The organism is Komagataeibacter xylinus, from assembly GCF_004302915.1.
GTDB lineage: Bacteria > Pseudomonadota > Alphaproteobacteria > Acetobacterales > Acetobacteraceae > Komagataeibacter > Komagataeibacter xylinus_C.
On sequence record NZ_QQBI01000001.1, the window covers coordinates 94,692 to 116,583 of the forward strand.

Sequence of the window (21,892 nt, forward strand, 5' to 3'; positions counted from 1 at the left end):
AGCCCCATGGCCGAAACCCTTGAAGACCTGTTGCACGCCATCCGCGCCTGCCAGACCTGTGCGGCGCACCTGCCGCTTGGCCCCCGCCCGGTGCTGCATGTCTCGCGCACGGCGCGGCTGCTCATTGCCAGCCAGGCGCCGGGCACACGCGTGCATGAAACCGGGCAGTCCTTCAATGATGCCTCGGGCGACCGGCTGCGGGGCTGGATGGGGGTCGATCGCGCCACGTTCTATGATTCCAGCCGCATTGCGCTGGTGCCCATGGGCCTGTGCTATCCCGGCCGCCTGCCCAAAGGTGGCGACTGCCCGCCCCGCCCGGAATGCGCGCCGCAGTGGCGCGCGCGTATCATGGCGCAGATGCCCGACCTTGAACTGACGCTGGTGGTGGGCAGCTACGCCCAACTCCATATTCTGGGCAAGGGAAAGGTCAGCGAGCGCTGCCTCGACTTCCGCCACTACCTGCCGCGCTACTTTCCCCTGCCCCATCCTTCATGGCGCACGGGGGCATGGGAGCGGCGGACGCCGCAATTCGGCACGGATGTGCTGCCTGCCTTACGCGCCTGCGTGCGGGCCGTGCTTGACGGGCGGCCCGTACCTGAAATTGCGCCGCTGCGACGCTCTTAACCCGCCATCGTGATGACGGCATGCGCTGTGGACAGCACCACCCCCTGCACGCCCGTAATCAGGATCTGCACGCCAATCGAGAGCAGGATCAGTGCTGCGAGCCGCGAGACGATGCGCGTGCCGGTCTTGCCCAGCAGGTACAGTAGCTGCTCGGCATAGGCATAGGCCGCCCACACAATCCCCGCCACCAGCACCGCAGCAATTGACAGCACGCCGTAAAAGACGATGTGGGTGCCGGCAGGCGGCCCTTCCGAGCCGAGCGCAATGGCCACCGCAATCGTGCCGGGGCCAACGGTAAAGGGCATGGTCAGTGGAAAAAACGCCTGCCCCATCAGGTTGGCCGCCTGGGTGCTGCCGCTGGCCTGGGCCTGCTTGCGGGCTTCCTCCGTTTCGGGGGCCTGGAGCAGCGACCATGCCCGCACGGCCACCACCAGGCCGCCCGCAATGCGCAGGGCATCAATGGTGATGCCAAAGAACGACAGCACCAGCCCGCCGATCCAGATCGAGGCCAGCATCAGCATGGCGGAATAGAACGCCACCTGCCCGGCAAGCGCCACGCAGGTGCGCCGGTCATGCCCTGCCGTAACCTGTGCAAAGATCAGCGCCGCCCCGAGTGGATTGACAATGGAGAACAGCGCCGGAAACGCCATGAGGAATGCACCCGACAGGCTGGGCAGGCCCACCACGGTGGAAAAATGCGTAAGCAGTCCGGCATGAGCGGTCATGAGCGGATTCCTTTACGCCATGCGGCACGCGCCTTCAGCATCCGGCCTGCCCCAGCGGCGCGAAGGCCTTGTCCATCAGCGCGCGGATGGTGTTCAGGTCGTCCGCCCCCGCGCACAGGAAACACGGATGCAGCGGCGCGCCTTCCTCCGTCAGGGGCCAGGGCGTGAGGCCCAGTTCGTTATAGACTGCAAGCAGGCTCGTGCCGACATGCCAGAAGGCAGGCTGGCAGCCTTCCTGCACTGCAAGATCGCGCAGCCACCATATGGCCGATGTGCAGTCATCCGCATGGCCCGCCGGGTCACCCAGCCCGACCAGATACGGCCCCAGCCGCACGAAGGGCAGCAGCGCCTGCCGCCGCGCCCCCGGTATCAGCCCCGAAGGCGCGGGGGTGACCTGGCCCACCCCGTCAAGCGCATGGTCAAGCGCGCGGTAACGGGCCTGGCCCTGCTTGTTCCACGGCAACACATGAATGCGCCCCGGCCGCACCAGCCGCACGATCATGACCAGCCCCAGCATGACAGCAAGCCCCAGCGTCCATTGCGCAATGCCCGGCCGGGTGGCGAACAGCATGATCTCCCACCAGCTTCCCCCTGCCGAATCATGCGGCCCCGCCAGCACCAGCACCACCACCGAGGTGATCAGCAGCACAAGGGAGAGGATGGTCTGCGAGGACAGCGGCTCGCTCATGATCCGCGCATGGCGGTAATAGGAGCCCCGGAAAGGGGCAATCAGCAGGCACACCAGCATGAGCAGGCCCGGCACCGCCATGGGCGAGTCGCGCAGCAGCGTCAGAGCGCAGGCCACCGACAGCAGCCCGATCGTGGCCTTCCACGCTAGCGTCACGCGCTGCGAAAGCCCGATGCCCAGCCCGATCAGCGCCACGCCAATCAGCGAGAGCAGATAATCCCCCACCATGGCGAAGAGGGGTTGTAGGCGGCCTGCGTTCAGCCAGTTTTCGGGGTCGAGCAGGGTCAGCGCCAGCAGCAGCCCGCCACACAGCGAGACAGCACCAGTCGCCACCGCCACCGAAAAATCGGCCTCGCTTTCACGGATCACCTGGCTCGGCCTGCCGGGGCGCGGCCCACGCAGGGGGCTGCCCGCGCTCGTCTTGCGCGCAAGGGCGGCATCACCGCGCAGGAACAGCTCATGCGCCGCGAACATGAGGCCCGCCACGAATAGCGGCACGATGTAGTAGAACAGGCGGAAGATCAGGATGGCGGTCACAACGCGGGTTGCGGGCACGTAGGCGCCCAGCGCCAGCATCATCGTGCCGTCAAATACGCCCAGGCCACCCGGCACGCTGGCCACCAGCCCTGCGGTGTAGGAGGCGATGTAGATGGCCAGGAACGTGCCGTAATCCAGCCCCGGCGCCACGGGCAGGAACGTGTAGGCAATGGCCGCCGTGGCCGCGACCTCGAGCGCTGCGACAAGGGTCTGCATCACCGCCATGCCGGCCGATGGAAAGGTGACCTGCCAGCGCCAGACCCTGATCTCGTTCACGTAGCGCCCGGCAATGACATAGCCGATCACCCCCGCCCACAAGACACAGCCTATCAGCCGCATCACGGGCGAAGGCAGCGCATGGCCGATAAAGGGCACCGTGCCCGGCTCCAGCACCAGCACGCTGCCGATCAGCACCGCCGCCCCCAGCAGGTAGGTGGCCGAACAGAACGCGATGATCTGGGCGACCTCAAAGGGCTTAAGCCCCCAGTTGCCATACAGCCTGAAGCGTACCGCAGCACCCGAAATGGCGGAAAACCCCAGGTTATGCGACAGCACATACGAGCAGAACGCCGCAAACGCCGTGCGCCGGAAGGCAAGCTGGCAGCCCACCTGCCGCACGGCAAGCCAGTCATAAAAGGACAGCACCAGATAGGACAGCAGCGTAAACCCTGCCCCCGCCCACAACGTGGTGGCGGGAATGGTGAGCAGCGCATGGCTGATGTCCTGCCAGTGCAGGGTGCGTACCTCGCGCTGCACCACGATCACGGCGCCCACCAGCAAAAACAGCCCCAGCACATGCGGCAGGTGGCGCAGCAGCGCGTTGCGCCGGCGCGCGGGAGTCAGGCCCGCCCCGGTGGGCCCATCACCTTCAGGCTGGGCAGGCATTGCGTCTTGGCCCGGACGTTCAGCCATGGGCAGGCCCTTAGGCCGCCGTTCCTTCGGCGCGGGTCAGGGCGGCCTCGATCAGGGCCACGGTTTCCGCCACGCCATAGAGGGCGACAAAGATGCCAAAACGCGGACCTTCCTTCTGGCCCAGCAGCACTTCATACAGACAGCCAAACCACGCGCGCAGCGGCTCGAAGCCATGGGTCTTGCCAATCTCGAACACGAGGTTCTGGCAGGCATCGGGGCTGACATCGCCGCCTTCCATGCCGCGCAGGGCCTGGGCGAGATCAGACAGCGCCTTGCGCTCATGCGCATCCGGCGCGCGGTACTGCTTGGTGGGGCGCACGAAATCGGCGTAGTAGACGATGGCGTATTCCACCAGCCGCGCCAGCATGGGGCAGCTTTCGGGCGTGGCACCGGCGTCGTAGCGCTGGATGAACTTCCACAGCACATCCGGCGTCTCGGCATTGGCGACCGAGGCGAGGTTGAGCAGCATGCCGAACGTGACCGGACTGCCCGCATCGGCCGGGATCGCGCCCTTGTGGATGAACCATGCCGGGTTGGTCAGCAGTGCCGGGTCGGCAGGCTCCATGGCGCGGGCCTTGCCGACATGGGCCAGGTATTCATCCGTCGCCTTGGGGATGACATCAAAGAACAGCCGCTTGGCGCGCTGCGGCGCGTTGAACATATACTGGCCCAGGCTTTCAGGCGGGGCATAGCGCAGCCATTCCTCGACCGAGATGCCATTGCCCTTGGACTTTGAAATCTTCTGTCCGTTCTGGTCCAGGAACAGCTCGTAGGTCAGGCCCGCGGGCGGCTGGCCGCCAAGGATGCGGCAGATCCTGCCAGAAAGGCGCACGCTGTCGATCAGGTCCTTGCCCGACATTTCGTAGTCAACGCCCAGCGCATACCAGCGCATGGCCCAGTCGGCCTTCCACTGCATCTTGGCGTGGCCGCCGGTGACCGGCGTCTCGAAGGTCTTGCCCTCCTCATCGGTCCAGCGCACGGTGCCAGCAATGGGGTCGATGGCGTCCATCTTCACCTGCATCACCTGGCCGGTGCGCGGGTGGATGGGCAGCACGGGGGAATAGGTGGCGCGGCGTTCCTCGCCCAGCGTCGGGGCGATCACGGCCACGATCTGGTCATGCACCTCAAGCACGCGCTTCAGGGCGGCATCAAAACGCCCGCCTTCATAATACTGCGTGGAAGACGCGAATTCGTAATCGAACCCAAAGCCATCAAGGAAGGAGCGCAGACGGGCATTGTTGTGGGCGGCAAAGGATTCATGCGTGCCGAACGGATCGGGCACGCGCGAGAGCGGCTTGCCGATATACTGGCGCAGCATTTCCTGATTGGGCACGTTCTCGGGCACCTTGCGCAGGGCGTCCATATCATCGGAGAAGGCCAGCAGCCGCGTGGGCAGGCCGGTCAGCTTCGTAAACGCCTGCCTGACCCATGACGTGCGCGCCACCTCGCCAAACGTGCCGATATGCGGCAGGCCGGACGGGCCATAGCCGGTTTCCAGCAGCACGGGTTTATCGGCCGTAACCGCGCGCGCGCCAACATGCGCGGACAGTTTGGCGGCCTCCTCGAACGGCCAGGACTTGGGAAGGGGCGAGATAAGGGCAGGATGCTGTTCTGACATGGACCGGCAAGCTATGGACAGGAAGGGCACGGGTCAATCCATCCTATTCCACACCCCGGGGTACAGCAATAAGAATGGCATGACACACGGCGGGCGACATCTGCCCGCTTGTACCCTATATCATTGACGACCATGCCAGACACCCCGCCCCTGCCGGACAGCGCCCCGGCGATCCTTCCCCGGCACGGCGCCTGGTCGGTGCTCACGCCGGATGGGGAAATCCTGTCCTTGCAGGCCCCCGACATCCGCCGTGAACTGCCGCAGTGGCCCGTGCCCATGGTCATCCACGCGCCCGCCATCGCGCGCAGGCTCGACCTGCCGCCCCCGCCACGGCCCTGCCCGTGGCTGGACCTGCTCGAACTGTTCGCCTTCACCCTGCCTGCCCATACAGCGCCGCCGACCGCACGCGGGCTGGGCATGGCGCTGGGGCTCGGGGCGGACAGGCTCGAAACCCCCGAGGCCGACCTGCTGCCCGACCTTGCGTTCGAGATGCTCGGCCGCATCGCCCGGCTGCGCAACACGCCCGAGGGCGGCATCCGCGCAGCCCTTGCGTGGCGCATGCGCAAGGCGGGGTGGGCGTGGGGGCCATCGGTCTGTGCGGCACTCGGCCTGAAGGATGACGGGAAGCTGCCCGCAGGCATGATCCAGCCCAACGAGGCGCTCAAGGTCTGGACCCGCCTGCCCAAATGGGAGGAAACCGCCCCACGCCCCGCACCCGCCGCCCACCCGGTAAGCGGGGAGGAAGCACAGGCGCATCTGCGCGAGATTATTGGCGAGGGAGCCGAGCACCGCCCGGCGCAGGAGGCGTTCAGCCACATCGCCGCCCGCGCCTTCACGCCACGCGCCACACAGGGCGACCCACACATGGTGCTGGCCGAGGCCGGCACCGGCACCGGCAAGACGCTGGGCTACGTAGCGCCCGCCAATATCTGGGCACGCCGCAACGGCGGCGCTGTCTGGATCAGTACCTATACCCGCCACCTGCAACGCCAGATCGAAGCCGAACTGGCCCGGCTCTACCCCGACCCCGCCGTGCGCCGCAGCCATGTGGTGGTGCGCAAGGGGCGCGAGAACTACCTGTGCCTGCTCAACATGGAGGAGAGCGTGAACATCGCGCTCTCACGCGGGCAGGCGGGCGATGGCACCCTCATCGGGCTGGCGCTGGTAGCCCTGTGGGCGGCGCATACGCTCGATGGCGACCTGTTTGGCGGCGACCTGCCCGGCTGGTTTGCCGACCTGTTCGGGCGCGGGCTGCTGACCGGCATTGCCGACCGGCGAGGAGAATGCATCCACGGGGCCTGCCCGCATTACCAGCAATGCATGGTGGAGCACTCCATCCGCCGCGCCCGCACGGCAGACCTCGTGATTGCCAACCATGCACTCGTCATGTCGCAGGCAGCATGGCATGCGCTTGATGGCACCGGGGCCAGCAACGAGGACAACACCCCCACCCGCTACATCATGGATGAGGGCCACCATATTGCCGATGCGGCGGACAGCGCCTTCGCCCTTGAGCTTTCAGGGCTGGAGGCGGCCGAACTGCGGCGCTGGCTGCTCGGCGCCGAAGGGGCCCGCTCACGCGCGCGCGGCCTGCGGCGCCGGCTTGAAGACCTGCTGGCCAACATCCCCCGCATCGAAACCCCGCTTGATACCGCGCTGATGGCCGCCCGCGCCCTGCCCGCACCAGGCTGGTCGGCGCGCCTCGCGGCCCTTGACCCGGTGCACCGGGCAGCCCGCGTGCCCATGGAGGGGGAGGAGCCGGTGCTGTCCAACCCCTCCGAGGCGCTGCTGCATGAACTGCGCCAGCAGGTGCTCGCCCGCACGCAGGGCAGCCCCGAGGGTGGCGCGCGCCGCAGCGACAGCGAATGCGACCTGTACCCCATGCCCGAATCGCTGCATGAGGCAGCACAGGCGCTGGAACGGGCGTTAAGGCGGCTGGCCGAGCCCCTGCGCACGCTGGTCGCCCGCCTTGACGAGGCGCTGGAAACCGAGGCCGACTGGCTCGACACCCCCATGCGCGAGCGCATTGCCGCCGCCATCCGCTCCATCCGCCGCCGCGCGCTCTCACGGGTGGATGGCTGGTGCGCCATGCTGGGCAGCATGCAGGCAAACGAGCCGCCCACGGGGGGCGAAACGCCGCAATATATCGATTACATCCGCATGGACCGGCGTGAGGGCCAGAACCCCGGCGAGCGCGACGTGGGGCTGTACCGCCACTGGCTGGACCCCACCATTCCGTTCGCCAGCGTGCTGGCAGCCCCCGCGCATGGCGTGCTGGTCACATCCGCCACGCTGCGCGACGAAAGCGGCGAGGACAACACCAATGACAACGCCGAGCGCGCATGGGATGCGGCCGAGGCAAGGTCAGGCGCAATCCACCTGCCCTCGCCCGCCATACGCGCCTCCTTCCCCAGCCCGTTTGATTACGCGCGCCAGAGCCGCGCCTTCATCATTACCGACGTGGCGCATGATGATCCGGCAGCCCTTGCCGGGGCCTACCGCACGCTGTTCATGGCATCAGGTGGGGGAGCGTTGGGGCTGTTTACCGCCATCTCGCGCCTGCGCGAGGTGTACCGCCGCATCGTGACCCCGCTGGAGGAAGCGGGCCTGCCGCTCTTTGCCCAGCATGTGGACCCGATGGATAACGCAACGCTGGTCGATATCATGCGCAGCGAGCGCAATGCCTGCCTGCTGGGCACGGATGCGATGCGCGATGGGGTGGATGTGCCGGGCGAGGCCCTGCGTCTTGTCGCCTTCGAGCGCGTGCCGTGGCCGCGACCCGATATCCTGCACCGTGAGCGGCGCATTCACCTGTCTGGCGGCGCGCCGGGGCGCTTTGATGACAGGATTGCCCGCCTGCGCCTGCGCCAGGCCTTTGGCCGCCTGATCCGCAGCAGGCAGGACAGGGGGGTGTTCGTCCTGCTGGACCGGCGCACCCCTTCACGCCTGCTTTCCGCCTTCCCCGAAGGGGTGGCGGTACGCCGCCTCGGGCTGAGTGCGGCGGCGCGGGAGATCACGGCCTTCCTGCAGGCGCAGGATATATCCGCGGACCAGCTTTCCTGATCGTGTCTCCCTGCCCTTCCCCGCGCGGGGCGGGGCAGACGCCTTAAAGCGCCTTGAGGTTGGTCGCGGCAGCCTTGCCACGCTCCATGGCGATGTCGTAGCTGACCGCCTGGTCCTCGTTCAGGCCACGCAGGCCAGCAGCCTGCACCGCCGTGATGTGCACAAACACGTCCTTGCCGCCATCATCAGGCATGATGAAGCCAAAACCCTTGGTTGCGTTGAACCATTTTACTTTTCCGGTAGCCATAGCCAGTCTCTTCTCCAGCGCCATCCTTGCCGGTCCTAATACCGGCAATCCGGGCGCGTGTGCCTTTACCGCCATGAAAAAACGGGGCATCCGGAAAACACCCTGCCACTTCCACGCCGTTCGTGCACCCATAGGGGCAGCATGAAATGGGCACCCATGTCAAATGATCCCGACATGATGGCACGCACTGGCCATGAAAAAAGGGGGAAAGGCCAATGGCCCTTCCCCCTTTTTTTATTCTGGCATCCGGCCCCGTGCTGCAGCTTGGGGCCGGGGTGCGCAGGTGCCTGGATCAGAAATCCATGCCGCCCATACCACCCATGCCGCCCATGCCACCTTCCGGTGCCGCGGGCTTCTTCTCGGGGCGCTCGGCAACCATCGCCTCGGTGGTGATCAGCAGGCCCGCGACCGATGCCGCATCCTGCAGCGCCGTGCGCACGACCTTCATCGGGTCGATGATGCCGGCTTCCACCAGATCCTTGTAGTCGCCGATCTGGGCATCGAAACCGAAGGTGTAGGTGTCGTTTTCCAGCACCTTGCCAGCAATGACCGCACCGTCTTCGCCCGCGTTGTGGGCGATCTGGCGCAGCGGTGCCTGCAGGGCCTTGCGGATGATGTCCGCACCGACGCGCTGGTCGTCGTTATGGAAGTGCAGGCCACCGAGCTTGGTCGATGCGCGGGCCAGGGCCGTGCCACCACCGGGAACGATGCCTTCTTCAACAGCCGCACGGGTTGCGTGCAGGGCGTCGTCCACGCGGTCCTTGCGCTCCTTCACCTCGATCTCGGTGGAACCACCCACGCGGATCACGGCAACGCCGCCTGCCAGCTTGGCCAGACGTTCCTGCAGCTTCTCGCGGTCGTAGTCGGAGGTGGTTTCCTCGATCTGCGCGCGGATCTGGCTGCAACGGCCCTTGATGGCCTCGCCTGCGCCCGCACCCTCGACAATGGTGGTGTTTTCCTTGTCGATGTGCACCTTCTTGGCGGTGCCCAGCATGTCGAGCGTAACGCTCTCGAGCTTGATGCCGAGGTCTTCGCTGATGACCTGGCCACCGGTCAGGATCGCGATGTCTTCCAGCATCGCCTTGCGGCGGTCACCAAAGCCCGGCGCCTTGACGGCGGCGATCTTCAGGCCACCACGCAGCTTGTTGACCACCAGGGTCGCCAGCGCTTCGCCATCGACGTCTTCGGCAATGATCAGCAGCGGGCGGCCGGACTGCACAACGGCCTCAAGCAGCGGCAGGATGGGCTGGAGCGAGGAGAGCTTCTTTTCGTGGATCAGGATGTAGGGGCTGTCCAGATCGACGGTCATCTTCTCCGCATTCGTCACGAAATACGGGGAGATGTAGCCACGGTCGAACTGCATGCCCTCGACCACGTCGAGCTCGGTGTGCAGGCCCTTGGCCTCTTCCACCGTGATCACGCCCTCGGAGCCGACCTTCTGCATCGCCTTGGAGATCATCTCGCCGATTTCATGCTCGCCATTGGCGGAAATCGTGCCGACCTGTGCGGTCTCGGCAGGCGTGGTGATCTTCTTGGCGTTCTTCTTCAGCTCTTCAACGACAACGCCAACCGCCTTGTCGATGCCGCGCTTGAGGTCCATCGGGTTCATGCCAGCGGCAACAGCCTTGGCACCTTCGCGCACGATGGCCTGTGCCAGCACGGTTGCCGTGGTGGTGCCGTCGCCTGCGATGTCGTTGGTCTTGGAGGCGACCTCACGGACCATCTGCGCGCCCATGTTCTCGAACTTGTCGGCCAGTTCGATTTCCTTGGCGACGGAGACACCGTCCTTCGTGATGCGCGGTGCGCCGAAGCTCTTGTCGAGCACGACGTTACGACCCTTGGGGCCGAGCGTCACTTTTACTGCATCGGCCAGAATGTCCACGCCACGCAGCATGCGCTGGCGGGCTTCACCGCCGAACTTTACGTCCTTGGCTGCCATTGTTCTCTTCTCCGTATGGAAAGGTTTTTTAAAAGGTTACCCGGTGCGGAAAGCGCGGGTGGGTCAGGCGACCACGCCCATGATGTCGCTTTCCTTCATGATCAGCAGTTCTTCACCGTTGATCGTCACTTCCGTGCCCGACCACTTGCCGAACAGGACGCGGTCGCCCGCCTTCACGTCGAGAGCCACGATCTGGCCCTGCTCGTTACGGGCACCTGCGCCCACCGAGATCACCTCGCCTTCCATCGGCTTTTCCTTGGCGGTCTCAGGGATGATGATACCACCTGCTGTCTTTTCCTCGCTCTTAAGGCGACGGACGACCACTCGGTCATGCAGGGGACGAAATTTCGTCATGGATCGCTCCAAATCTTCTAAAGGTAACGCCCTTGAATCAAGCAACGCCACCGGTTGGCGCGCGCGCCAGGCCGCATCGCGTTAGCACTCCCCTCGTGAGAGTGCTAAACACCAGATAGGTAGCCCCCCCACAGGTGTCAAGAATGGCGCACAGCGAGACGGCGCAGAATTCGCGCGCAAAAGGCACTCCGGGCAAAAATCCTTATTTTATGATTGAATATCAATTGATTAATGGAGTGCTTCGCCCCCCATCAAAAGCGGCGCAACAGCCCTCCCCACAATGCATGACACCCTGCCGTGCCGATTCCATCGTGCAGCCCGCCAGCGCGGGGCTTCATGGGAAGGAATTCTCATAAAGTCGTCCCTCACGCGGGTTTCATATTGACGTCAGGGCAGGCCGCATCATTCTTTGCCACGCAATGAAGGAAAGAATGGAGTGAAAACCATGGGCGCAGTCATAACCGTTACAGCAGCGGACGGGCATGAATTTTCCGCCTATCGGGCCGGTCGGCCCGATGCGGCGCGCGCCGTGGTGGTGGTGCAGGAAATATTTGGTGTCACCCCCTATATCCGCGCGGTGTGCGACGCCTTTGCCGCCCAGGGCTATCAGGCCATTGCCCCTGCCCTGTTCGACCGCGCGCGGCGCGATGCCATCCTGCCTTATGACAGCACGGGCATGCACGAAGGGCTGAAGCTGCGCGCCGAGGTGGGGCAGGAGAACGCGCTGCGCGACCTCGTGGCCGCGGCTGACGTGCTGACAACCGAGAAGAAGGGCATCGTGGGGTTCTGCTGGGGTGGCAAGCTGGCGTGGGAAGCGGCCTGCCACACCAAGGCGTTCGCCGCGGCCGTGGCATGGTATGGCGGCGGCATTGCCGAGACCCGCAGCCAGGTGCCCAATTGCCCCGTGCAACTGCATTTTGGCGCGGAAGACCCCCATATCCCGGCAGATGACGTGGACGCCATCCGCGCTGCGCATGAAGAGATCGAGATCTTTACCTATGAGGGGGCCGATCACGGCTTTGGCTGCACGGATCGCCCGTCCTACAACGAGGCCGCCGCCACCCTGGCCATGCAGCGCACGCTGAGCTTTTTCGAGCACTGGCTGTAACAGCCAAAAAGAATGCCGCCTTTTAAAAAAAAGGCGGCACCCAAAAACTTCTGTTTTTTCAAGGCTGTTTTTAACCGCGGTTGAGCACGCGGCCTGCAACGGCTTCCAGCTTTTTGAGCAGCGCCGGATCACGCTTTTCGGGGGCTGTGATGATGGCGTGCTCGAGCGCGCGATCGCAGCCTGCATAACAGGGACCACGCTTCGCACCCAGCTTGGGGATGACCGAACGCACGAGCGCACGCGCGCGGCTGGCATTCTGCTGCATCACCTTGACCACCGCATCGACCGTGACGCTGTCATGGTCGTCGTGCCAGCAGTCATAATCGGTGACCATGGCGACGGTGGCGTAGCAGATCTCGGCCTCACGGGCGAGCTTGGCCTCGGGCATGTTGGTCATGCCCACCACCGAGCAGCCCCATGAGCGGTAGAGATTGCTCTCGGCACGGGTGGAGAACTGCGGGCCTTCCATGACCAGGTAGGTGCCGCCACGGGTCACGTCCAGCCCGAGCTCACGGCACTGGCCCTCAAGCACGTCGCCAATGCGCGGGCAGAGCGGGTCGGCCATGCCGACATGGGCCACGCAGCCGGTATCGAAAAAACTCTTCTCGCGCGCGAACGAGCGGTCGATGAACTGGTCGATCACCACGAAGTGGCCCGGTGGCAGTTCTTCCTTCAGCGAGCCGACCGCCGAGAGCGAGACGATATCGGTCACGCCCGAGCGCTTGAGCGCATCGATATTGGCGCGGTAGTTCAGGCGCGAGGGCGGCAGCGGGTGGCCCCGGCCATGGCGCGGCAGGAACACGCAGCGCACGCCATCAAGCCGGCCGAACAGGAGCTGGTCGGATGGCTTGCCCCACGGGGTCTCGACCGTGCGCCATTCCTTGTCCTCAAGGCCTTCGATATCATACAGGCCGGACCCGCCGATCAGGCCGATAACCGGCTCGATCTGCTCGCCGGTGGCAGCGTTAGTGGACATTGGACCACGTTCTCCGTTTCAGACAGATGGAAAATACTAGCAGGATCAGCAGGAACACGATCACCCCCACGCCCGCGCGGTGGCGCGCCGTCAGATGCGGGCTGGCCACCCAGGCCAGGTAGGTCGTGACATCCCGCGCCTGCTGCTCGACCGTGGCGGGCGTGCCATCGGGGTAGGTAATGCCGCCTTCATACAAGGGCGGCGGCATGGCGATCTGCCCGTTGGCGGCGTACGGGTTATAGAACGTGCCCGGCGGCACCACCGTGCCCGCGGGCGGGGTCTGGCCGTAACCGGTCAGGAAGGCATAGATGCGGTCCACCCCCCCGGGGTGCACCACGGCAAGGCGCGACTGGTCGGGCGGCACCACGCCATGGTTGGCGGCCGCCGCCACATGCGCATCGGGATAGGGGGAGAGCAGGTGGTCATCCATGTTGGCAGGCCGGGTGACCGGGTGGCCGCCTGCATCCACCCCCGCCGGAATATGGTGGCTGGCGGCCAGCGCATTGACATCGGCCTCCTTCAGCCCCAGCCCGGCCAGGTCGCCATAGGTCACGGCCTGCATGCCGTGGCAGGCGGAACAGACCTGGGCATACACCGTATAGCCACGCTGCACGGCCGCCATGTCGAAATGCCCCAGCGGCCCCTGAAAGCTCCAGTGCTGGCGGGGCGGCTCGCGGTAGTCATGCGGCTGCGCCCTGGCCCCGTTGCCCATGGGCATGACCGCCAGCAACCCGCCAAACAGCAGGCCACGGCGTAACATGATGCGCCGGGGATGCGCCCCGCCCTGCCGATGACCCGGTTCATGCATGTCAGCTAAGTTCCCGCCATAATTTCCGTATCCCCCCGCATTCCTGCCGGGGCTGGCCTCCTTCCTAGCGGCAGCGCGACCAGTCTTGCAATCACCCGTCTTGCAATAAGTGGAACAAACGGGCACCCGTAATATCCATCGCGAACGACCAGAACGGGCTAAATGAGACGAGCATGACAATTTCCCGCACCCCCGTCGCCCACGACGCACTGAAGGACACCGCCCGGACCTGGTTTGAAACCCTGCGCGACCGGATCTGCACCGCCTTTGAACAGATCGAGGATGAGGCCGTGGCCGCCGGCACGCCCACCCTGCCCGGCAAGGAAAAAGCGGGCCGCTTCGAGCGCAAGCCGTGGTCGCGCACCAATGAGGATGGCACGCCCGGCGGCGGCGGCGTGATCAGCCTCATGCGCGGGCGCGTGTTTGAAAAGGTGGGGGTCAATGTCTCCACCGTGAGCGGGGTGTTCAGCCCCGGCTTCCGCGACTCGATTCCCGGCGCGTCGGAAGACCCGCGCTTCTTCGCCACCGGCATCAGCCTCGTCGCCCATATGTGCAGCCCGCTGGTGCCCGCGGCCCATTTCAACACCCGCATGATCATCACCACGCAGGGCTGGTTTGGCGGCGGCGGCGACATTACCCCCATGTTCCCCGAAAGTGCCGAGGCCATCAGCGATGGCGCGCGCTTTCATGACGGGTTCCGCAAGGCATGCGAGAAGCATGACCCCGAATATTACCCCCGCTTCAAGGAATGGTGCGACAGGTACTTCTACCTGCCCCACCGCGATGAAGCGCGGGGCCTGGGCGGCATTTTCTATGACCGGCTCAATACCGGCAACCTCGATGCCGATTTCGCGTTCACCCGCGATGTGGGGCTCGGCTTCCTGGAAACCTATCCCGACATCGTGCGCAGCCGCATGATGGAGCCGTGGACGCCCGAGCAGCGCAAGGCGCAGCTTGTCCGGCGCGGGCGGTATGTCGAGTTCAACCTGCTGCATGACCGTGGCACGATTTTTGGCCTCAAGACCGGCGGAAACACCGAAGCCATCCTCATGAGTCTTCCCCCGGAGGTCCACTGGCCATAAGAATAGCCGCCATGCCCGTTCCACGCCCCCTGCCCCGCCCTGACCAGCCCACCCGCCCCCCTGCGGCATGGGCCGATAGCGGGCGGCCAGGGCATTGGCCCCACCGGCGGCGCCAGCTATGATCAACCGCCGGGCTTTCATAGCCCTTGTGGCCGCAGGGTCCGCCCTGCCATGGGGGGCATGGGCCTCGGAGCTCCCGCGCGAGCGCCTGCCCCAGCTTCCCACCGGCACGCCGGGGCTGCTCATGGCGGGCAGCCACAGCGCCATGGCGGAACGGTGGAGTCCCATCCTGCCCACGGCCCTTGGCCAGGGGTTTGGCCTGCCCACCCCGCTTGGCGTGCGCGACACGGTGGGGCAGGACGGAGTGACGGGAGCCAACCTGTTCGATTCCCAGTTCGCATCCGATGGCATGATGGCGCTGGCGGCTCCCGGCTCGGCGCTCGTCTCCTCGCTGTGCGGCGATCCGCGCATCCATTTCGACTATAGTCGCTGGCTGCCGCTGCTGCTCAGCCTGACGGTGCCCATCGTGATCGGGCGCACGCAGCTGCACCGCAGCCTTGGCAGCTTCATGCGCGACCGGCCCGTGCGCATTGCCGTCTCGACCCTGACCGGAATCGAACTGCCCACCGTGCTGGCCATGACGCTGTTCGGGCTGCGGCCCATACCGGTTACGGGCCTGGCCACGCCGCAGGCCGCCGCCGCCGCCCTGCGCGACAACCAGGTCGATGTCATCCAGATTACCGACCCGCTGGGCACGCCCGAGACGGCGGCCCTGACCAGCACGCTGGCGCAGGCGGGCTGCCCCGCCCTGTTTGCCCTGACCGACCGGCCCGGCACCGTCAGCCTGCCCGGCCAGACAATCATGAACATGGAAGACCGGCTGCGCCAGGATGCGCGCTCGGCGCTGAACAGCCTGCTGCATGCAGCACTCAGGCCGCTGGCGGGGGCCGCGGGCGTGGACCTGGCGCTGGTGCTGCCCATGCTGACCTCATCGGCCACGCTGGCGCGGTGGCGGGCGGCCACCACGCAGGCGCTGCATGATGGCACTCTGCAGGCCACGATGCATGATGCGGGCCGCACGCTGCTCACCGGCACGGACGCAACCGAGGCGCTGCGGCAGATCTCGGGCGATACTTCAAGCATCATGACCCTGCGCCGCTGGCTGGCTGCCAACCTGCCCAGCTGGCGGCTGGGCTGAGCGGCGCGACGGCGGGGCAGCGGCGGCGGCTCTAGCGGTACACGCCGCGGCCCGGCCTGCGCAGCAGCACGCGCACGGCACCCTGATTGGCCGCATGCGGGTGCACCACGGCCAGGATCAGGCGACCCAGATCGCCGCGCCCCAGCCAGAACGGTAGTTCGCGCCGTAGGATGCCGCCATGATGGCCGCTGCCCAGCCCGGTAATGATCTCGACACAGCGCACGTTGTCGGCATGCGCCTGAATGAGAAAGCCGTGCAGGCGGTGGAACGCCGTCTGTGCCACCTGCCCGTGCAGGTCCAGTCGGCGCTCGGGGCGCAGCTTGCCGCTCACCAGCCCGCGCCAGCTCGTATCATCCAGCCCCGGCCTGCGCACACCGATCTCGAATGCGCCGCCCTTTCCCTTCTGCACCGTCAGGCTGTGGCTGGCGGTCTGGTGCACCGCATGCACGCCGCCTTGCGCAAGGCGTTGCATGATGGCCGCGCGGCTCATGCCCGGCCGGTCGGCCTCGGGCGGCACGGAGGGCGGCGGAGCTGCAGGTGGGGTCTGGCCCGTGTGGCGTGGTGCGGTCCGTAGCGGCGCGATACCCTGCGCGAAGGCCGCCCACAGGGCCTGTTCCTCCTCGTTCAGTCTGCGCTGCCTCACGGTATGATTCCTTTCTGCGGGCCGGTGGCCTGCGCGCATAGAATCATACCGCGCCCGCAAGGTCCATGTTTTCAGGCATGGCGCCCGCGCAAAAAGAATGCCGCCTTTTTTGAAAAAAGGCGGCACCCGTAAACATCAGTCGTTTTTTATCAGGCAACTCAGGGCGTGGTGTTGCGCAGCGTCTCGCCTTGGTAGCGCCCGGTCAGCGTGTTGAGGAAGGACACGATATCCGCCACATCCTGCTCGGACATGTCATGATCCGGCGTCTGGTAACGCGCCATCTTGCGCACGGCGTCATCCAGCGTCTTGACGCTGCCATCATGGAAGTAGGGCGCGGTCAGCGCGATGTTGCGCAGGTTGGGCACCTTGAAGCGCTCCATGTCGGCCGGGTCGTGGGTGACTTCAAAGCGCCCCCTGTCGGCATCGGTCAGTTTGCCGCCACGGGCCGCGAAATAATCGCCTTCCAGCCCCATCGGCTCAAGCGCCTGCCCACCCATGGACGGGCCGGTATGGCAACCAGAACAGCCCACCTGCTTGAACAGCGCGTAACCATGTTTTTCCTGCGTGTTCAGCGCCGCGTCATCGCCTTTCAGATACTGGTCAAAGCGGCTGTCGGGGGTGATCAGGGTCTTTTCATATTCGGCAATGGCGTTGGTGATGGTGGTCTCGTCAATCGTATCGCTGCCAAAGGCGGCCGCGAACGCAGGCGCGTAGGTCGGGTCGGCGCGCAGGCGGTCTGCCACGGCGCTCCAGTCATGTGACCCCATCTCGACCGGGTTCATGACCGGGCCCGCCGCCTGCTGCGCCAGCGTATCGGCGCGCGCGTTCCAGAACTGCCATTTGCTGAAGCCCGCATCGAACACCGTCGGCACATTGATCGGCCCCTTCTGGCCGCCAATGCCGGTGGCCGTGACCAGCCCGTCCACGCCGCCATGCTGCAGGCTATGGCAGGAGGCACAGTTCGACTTTTCATCACCTGACAGGTTGCGGTCAAAGAACAGGCGCTGGCCCAGCGCCACCTTGTTGGCATCCACCGTGACAGATTCGGGAATGGGCTGCACGGGTTCGGCGGCAAAGCGCTCGGCCACACCGGCGGTGGCGTAATGCTGGCGGCGCACCTGCGCGATCCAGTTCAGCATGCTCTCGCGCTGGCTGGCAGAAAGATGGGCATGCCAGTGCATGAGCAGGTACAGCGTGGGGGGCATGCGGTTCTGGTTGATGACTTCCTCAATGCGGGCCAGCTTTTCCTCATCGGGCACGCTGCCATTTTGCAGCGCGTCGATCACCGGCTCCACGCGGAAGTGGCGCAGCCCCTCGGCACGGTCGCGGCTCATGAGCGGCTGCGCCACGGGAAGGTGGAAGTAGAACGGCAGCTCGACCTTGGCCGCGTGGCAGTAATCGCACCGCGCCTCGCGCACTACATCCAGTGCAGCGCGTGACACCGCATCCACCCCCGCGCCCGCAGGGGCGGGCGCGGTTGTATGGTCAAAATGGGTGAGATAGGCGACCGTACCGCCATATACCACGCCACCTGCCACCACTGCCGCCGCAACCATCTTCCTTATCGACATGCAAAACCCTTTCGCTTGGCCTGCGGATGTTCTGGTCGATCGGAGGATTATTTGTCAAAACAATCATTTTAATGAAAACGATCAAGAATTTCGATCGTCCATCCCGCCCGTGCCAGCCTCAGCCGCCGCCATAGCCTGCCGCACGCGCTGCCGGGCCACATTGACATAGATGGTATCCAGATCAATTCCGATGCCCTGCCCCCCTTCGCGCACGGCGGCGACGAGCGTGGTGCCCGTGCCCATGAAGGGGTCGAGCACCACCGGCGCGCTCTTGCCATGCAGGCGGATGCACATTTGTGGCAGCAGCACGGGAAACGTGCCGGGATGATGGAATTTCTGCGCCTTGCCCTGCACCGTCTCATACGGGATGAACCACGTATCGCCCCGGCAGCGCCGGTCCTGGCGGTGGCCACGGCGCACGATGTTGGACTTGTCCATGTAGGGCACGCCAATATCGAGCCGGTTCAGCCCGACATCACCCCCGCGCGTGAGGTGGAACAGGTGCTCATGGTTACGGTTGAGGTAACGGTGGCTGTTGACCGGCTTGAAGTGGCCATGCGTGTCGGTACCGACCGAGATCGACTTGACCCATGCAATATGGTTTTGCAGCACGAACAGCTCGCGCAGCCGCACCATGAGCTCGAACGGCAGCCAGGGCTGGGCTGATGACCCGGCCACGTTGAGGAAGAACGACCCATCGGGCCGCATCACGCGGCGCACCTCGCGCGCGATCTCGACCATCCAGTCCAGATAGCCGTCCTCTTCCAGCCGGTCGCGATAGGTGCGGTATTTCAGGCCGATATTATAGGGCGGCGAGGTCACGACCACATCCACGCTATCGGCTTCCATGCGGCGCAGCGCGCGCAGGCAGTCGCCGCGCACGAGCAGGTGCGGCCCCTCGGTGTAACGGACAGTCCGCGGCAGGCGGGGTGTGGATGCGGAAACCTGCCCCGCGCGGGGTCGCCCTGTCATGATGCTGCTACGCTCTTAACTCCGCCCAGGGCGGACCTAGTGTTTGTGTTTATGCCTGTGCTTCTTTTCCCGCCCCGGTTCGCTGCGGGGCACCAGCAGGATCATCTGGCCGGGTGAATGCAGGTTTCCCGCCGCCTGCGCCGCCTCCGGCCCCCAGCCCATATACAGGTCGGCCCGGTCCGGTCCCTTGATGTCGGTACCCAGATCCTGCGCGAAATCAAGCCGGTTCCACGCCGCCAGGTGGCCTGCAACCGGAACCTGCGCCTGCACCCATACCGGGCTTCCCAACGGAATGTAAGAGCGGTCGACCGCCATGGAGCGCCCCGGCGTGAGCGGCACGCCCAGCGCGCCCGGCGCACCGGCCAGCGGGCTGTCGGAAGGCAGCTGGCGGAAGAAGACGTAATTGGGGTTCTGCTCCATCACCGCCCGCGCCTGGCCCGGATTCGCTTCCAGCCAGCCCCGGATCGAGGCCATGTTGATGTCATCGCTGCCAATCAGGCCCTGCGCCACCATGGCCCGGCCCAGCGGCACGTAAGGCTGGCCATTGAGGCCATCGAAGCCAAGGCGGACTATCTCGTCATTGGGCAGGCGCACACGCCCTGAACCCTGAATCTGCAGGAAGAACAGGTCAACCGGATCGGCCAGCCACAGCAGTTCGAGCTTTTCATGCGCCAGCGCGCCGCCGTCGATCTGCGCACGGGTCCAGTAGGGCACGATCTGCCCGTCATGCAAACGCCCGGTCACCACATTGCCCTGCGCATCACGCTGGCGCACCAGGTCAGGCGGCCTGCGGTAGACGGGGGTCTGGTAAATGCCGCCACGGCGCAGGGAGCCGCGGATCTCGGGCTCGAAATAACCGGTGAACAGCATACCGCCCGCGCGTTTGCCCGCGGCCATGTGGGTGGGCACGAACCATTGCTCGAAAAATGCCCGCGCCGCCGCCCGGTCGCCGGTCGGCACCGCACGGGCTGCCGTGCAGGCGGCCTGCCAGTCGCCCACCTGATGGCCCGCATGCGCCGAAGGGTCACCACCCAGCCCGCTTTCAGGCGGCAGGCTCTCGATCTTGTGGCACTCAGCCAGGAAGACGGGAAGCGCCTCTTCGAGGGCATCGTCCTGCCAGCCGGGCAGTTTGCTGAACGAGAGTGCGCGGGCATGGGAAGAAGGTGCCTTCGCCCCCAGCGTGGGGGACTCCATATGACACCCGCACAGGGCGGCAACGGCGCACAACGGCGCGATACGCTTGAACACTTTCATAAAGATGTATTTATCATGACTTTATTGATGAAAGTAAGGCCGTTCATCTGCCTTACGCGCTGCGGCTTGCCCCCAGCCGCCAGCCATCACCATTGACGCCAAGCAGGCGCTCGAAAACCCACAGGTCGGAGAATTCGGTCACGGCATCCACGCCCGCCACGGGCTGGCCGTTGCCATCCAGCGTGACGCTGATCTGGTCGGACACGATGCGCACTTCAATATGAGCGACAGGATTGGGGCCTGTCGTCTCGTCGATATCCGCGCCGATGATGGCGATATCGGTAATATCGCGGATTTCGCTACGCAGGGTCTCGCCCGCCTGCTGGCGCGACTGGATCGCGGACTCGAACGCCGTGAAAGTAGCCGCGGTCAGCAGCGTGCGCAGCGTGTTCAGGTCGCCTGCCGCATAGGCGGTCACGATCTGGCGAAAGGCCGTCTCCGTGCCCTTGGCAAACCCGTCTGGCGTAAAATCGGGCTGGAGTGCGGCAATGCGGGCCAGTACGCCACCCACGCGCGTATCGGGTGTGGGAATGTCATAGGTCACGGCGGGCGGGGGCGGCTCGGGCGTTGCCTGCACTGCGGTGGGGGCCATGGGCGGCGGCGCCACGGGGCGCGGGGTCGGCTCGGCGCCGACACGGCGGCCAAGGATACTGCGCAGCCGCAGCACGAGAAAGACAGCCACCAGCCCCAGAACAATCAGATCCAGCGGAAAATGACCAAAAGAAAAATTCATGCCGCGCGTCCATTACCGCAGGCGGGCCAGCCTGCCAAAGATTACCCTGCGCTACAACATAGGCAACGCCCGGAGCCAGCACAATGCGCGACAGGCGTTAAAATTCCGGCAGCTGGTATGGCATCACCTGCATACCCATGCTACGGCCAGAGGATACGGTACCCTTAAATCTTTTTGCGTCTCTCTTGTGGGGAATACAGACAAGCATGTCCGACACGACCAAGCCGCCCACCCCTGAAAACGACCAGACCGCCCCCCCGGCGCAGCCGCTGGCGATCAACCTGCAATACATCAAGGACCTTTCGTTCGAAGTGCCCGCCGGGGCGGAGATCTTCGCAACACTGCGCACCAACCCGCAGATTTCGGTCAACATTGATGTGCAGGCCAACCGTCTGGAACCCGACCAGATGGTGTTTGAGGTGATCCTGGCCGTAAAGACCGAGGCCAGCGAGCCGCCGCAGCAGGAAGGTGGCCCGCAGGGGCGTCCGGTATTCATTGCCGAGCTGGCCTATGCCTGCATCGTGACCCTGACCAACCCGCCCGCCGAGCTGGTCGAGCCGATCCTGCTTGTTGAAGTGCCGCGCCTGATCTTCCCCTATGTGCGCAACATCCTCAGCGAAGTCACGCGCGATGGCGGGTTCCCGCCCGTGGTGCTGCAGCCGATCGACTTCGTGGCGCTGTGGCAGGCCAAGCGTAACTCGTTTGACCAGACGCCGGGCCACGCCTGATCCTTCTGGCGGTTACTGGCAAAAGGCCGGGGGCATTGGCTCCCGGCCTTTTTTTCATGGTTCGTGCCATTCCCTCACGGGTTGAAAAAAGCTTCTCCAAAAACTTTCCCGG

The 21,892-nt window shown here is 65.5% G+C and carries 20 protein-coding genes; 7 read left to right on the forward strand and 13 right to left on the reverse strand.

Features of this window, described 5'->3' with window-relative positions; all coding sequences use genetic code 11:
• The first annotated feature begins 6 nt into the window (after window positions 1–6).
• Window positions 7–624, forward strand: a complete 618-nt coding sequence (locus tag DV027_RS00450; RefSeq protein ID WP_130730029.1) for a uracil-DNA glycosylase family protein — start codon at window positions 7–9, stop codon at window positions 622–624.
• Here the strand turns inward: DV027_RS00450 and DV027_RS00455 are convergent.
• The 3 genes from DV027_RS00455 to DV027_RS00465 are packed head-to-tail and all read right to left on the reverse strand — an operon-like array spanning window position 621 to window position 5,104.
• Entirely contained in the window at window positions 621–1,349 is a 729-nt protein-coding gene (locus DV027_RS00455; RefSeq protein WP_130730030.1) for a MarC family protein, read from the reverse strand. The genes DV027_RS00450 and DV027_RS00455 overlap by 4 nt on opposite strands.
• A 34-nt stretch (window positions 1,350–1,383) precedes the next feature.
• The gene (locus DV027_RS00460) at window positions 1,384–3,486 is read right to left on the reverse strand and encodes a lysylphosphatidylglycerol synthase domain-containing protein (RefSeq protein ID WP_207303383.1); all 2,103 of its coding nucleotides are present in this window, start codon (window positions 3,484–3,486) and stop codon (window positions 1,384–1,386) included.
• A 10-nt stretch (window positions 3,487–3,496) separates the two neighbouring features.
• Entirely contained in the window at window positions 3,497–5,104 is a 1,608-nt protein-coding gene (locus tag DV027_RS00465) for a lysine--tRNA ligase (protein ID WP_130730031.1), read from the reverse strand.
• A gap of 132 nt (window positions 5,105–5,236) precedes the next feature.
• Here DV027_RS00465 and DV027_RS00470 point away from each other — a divergent pair, with 132 nt between their 5' ends.
• Complete coding sequence (locus DV027_RS00470; protein ID WP_130730032.1) at window positions 5,237–8,167, forward strand: ATP-dependent DNA helicase; 2,931 nt, start codon at window positions 5,237–5,239, stop codon at window positions 8,165–8,167.
• A 43-nt stretch (window positions 8,168–8,210) separates the two neighbouring features.
• On the opposite strand, the gene DV027_RS00475 is transcribed toward DV027_RS00470, so the two are convergent.
• The 3 genes from DV027_RS00475 to DV027_RS00485 all read right to left on the reverse strand — a co-directional run bounded on the left by DV027_RS00475 (window position 8,211) and on the right by DV027_RS00485 (window position 10,707).
• Complete coding sequence (locus tag DV027_RS00475) at window positions 8,211–8,414, reverse strand: cold-shock protein (protein ID WP_010507660.1); 204 nt, start codon at window positions 8,412–8,414, stop codon at window positions 8,211–8,213.
• Between the two features lie 292 nt (window positions 8,415–8,706).
• A complete protein-coding gene (gene groL / locus DV027_RS00480; protein ID WP_078526738.1) occupies window positions 8,707–10,353 on the reverse strand; it encodes a chaperonin GroEL in 1,647 nt (548 codons plus the stop codon).
• A 63-nt stretch (window positions 10,354–10,416) separates the two neighbouring features.
• Window positions 10,417–10,707, reverse strand: a complete 291-nt coding sequence (locus DV027_RS00485) for a co-chaperone GroES (RefSeq protein WP_078526736.1) — start codon at window positions 10,705–10,707, stop codon at window positions 10,417–10,419.
• Between the two features lie 143 nt (window positions 10,708–10,850).
• Here DV027_RS00485 and DV027_RS00490 point away from each other — a divergent pair, with 143 nt between their 5' ends.
• Entirely contained in the window at window positions 10,851–11,063 is a 213-nt protein-coding gene (locus DV027_RS00490) for a hypothetical protein (protein ID WP_130730033.1), read from the forward strand.
• A gap of 89 nt (window positions 11,064–11,152) precedes the next feature.
• Window positions 11,153–11,815, forward strand: a complete 663-nt coding sequence (locus DV027_RS00495; protein ID WP_130730034.1) for a dienelactone hydrolase family protein — start codon at window positions 11,153–11,155, stop codon at window positions 11,813–11,815.
• Between the two features lie 70 nt (window positions 11,816–11,885).
• Here the strand turns inward: DV027_RS00495 and DV027_RS00500 are convergent, their stop codons facing one another.
• Complete coding sequence (locus DV027_RS00500; protein WP_130730035.1) at window positions 11,886–12,791, reverse strand: S-methyl-5'-thioadenosine phosphorylase; 906 nt, start codon at window positions 12,789–12,791, stop codon at window positions 11,886–11,888.
• Entirely contained in the window at window positions 12,781–13,599 is an 819-nt protein-coding gene (locus DV027_RS00505) for a cytochrome c1 (protein ID WP_130730036.1), read from the reverse strand. The genes DV027_RS00500 and DV027_RS00505 overlap by 11 nt, the downstream gene beginning before the upstream one ends.
• A 173-nt stretch (window positions 13,600–13,772) precedes the next feature.
• Here DV027_RS00505 and hemF point away from each other — a divergent pair, with 173 nt between their 5' ends.
• Together hemF and DV027_RS00515 are read left to right on the forward strand one after the other, a co-directional pair.
• On the forward strand, window positions 13,773–14,681 hold the full coding sequence (hemF, locus tag DV027_RS00510) for an oxygen-dependent coproporphyrinogen oxidase (RefSeq protein WP_130730037.1): 909 nt from the start codon (window positions 13,773–13,775) through the stop codon (window positions 14,679–14,681).
• Between the two features lie 118 nt (window positions 14,682–14,799).
• Entirely contained in the window at window positions 14,800–15,879 is a 1,080-nt protein-coding gene (locus tag DV027_RS00515) for a hypothetical protein (RefSeq protein ID WP_130730038.1), read from the forward strand.
• Between the two features lie 31 nt (window positions 15,880–15,910).
• Here the strand turns inward: DV027_RS00515 and DV027_RS00520 are convergent, their stop codons facing one another.
• The 5 genes from DV027_RS00520 to DV027_RS00540 all read right to left on the reverse strand — a co-directional run bounded on the left by DV027_RS00520 (window position 15,911) and on the right by DV027_RS00540 (window position 21,052).
• Window positions 15,911–16,522, reverse strand: coding sequence for a Smr/MutS family protein (locus DV027_RS00520; protein ID WP_130730039.1), 612 nt, complete (start codon window positions 16,520–16,522; stop codon window positions 15,911–15,913).
• Window positions 16,523–16,680: 158 nt separating this feature from the next.
• Window positions 16,681–18,093, reverse strand: a complete 1,413-nt coding sequence (locus DV027_RS00525) for a cytochrome-c peroxidase (protein ID WP_207303384.1) — start codon at window positions 18,091–18,093, stop codon at window positions 16,681–16,683.
• A gap of 81 nt (window positions 18,094–18,174) precedes the next feature.
• Window positions 18,175–19,065 (reverse strand): DNA-methyltransferase, encoded by an 891-nt coding sequence (locus DV027_RS00530; protein ID WP_130730040.1) that lies wholly within the window; start codon window positions 19,063–19,065, stop codon window positions 18,175–18,177.
• Between the two features lie 36 nt (window positions 19,066–19,101).
• On the reverse strand, window positions 19,102–20,319 hold the full coding sequence (gene mltA, locus DV027_RS00535; RefSeq protein WP_130730041.1) for a murein transglycosylase A: 1,218 nt from the start codon (window positions 20,317–20,319) through the stop codon (window positions 19,102–19,104).
• Between the two features lie 52 nt (window positions 20,320–20,371).
• On the reverse strand, window positions 20,372–21,052 hold the full coding sequence (locus tag DV027_RS00540; RefSeq protein ID WP_130730042.1) for a Tim44/TimA family putative adaptor protein: 681 nt from the start codon (window positions 21,050–21,052) through the stop codon (window positions 20,372–20,374).
• Between the two features lie 206 nt (window positions 21,053–21,258).
• On the opposite strand from DV027_RS00540, the gene secB reads away from it, so the two are divergent.
• Entirely contained in the window at window positions 21,259–21,780 is a 522-nt protein-coding gene (gene secB / locus DV027_RS00545; RefSeq protein ID WP_061272495.1) for a protein-export chaperone SecB, read from the forward strand.
• Window positions 21,781–21,892: the final 112 nt, after the last annotated feature.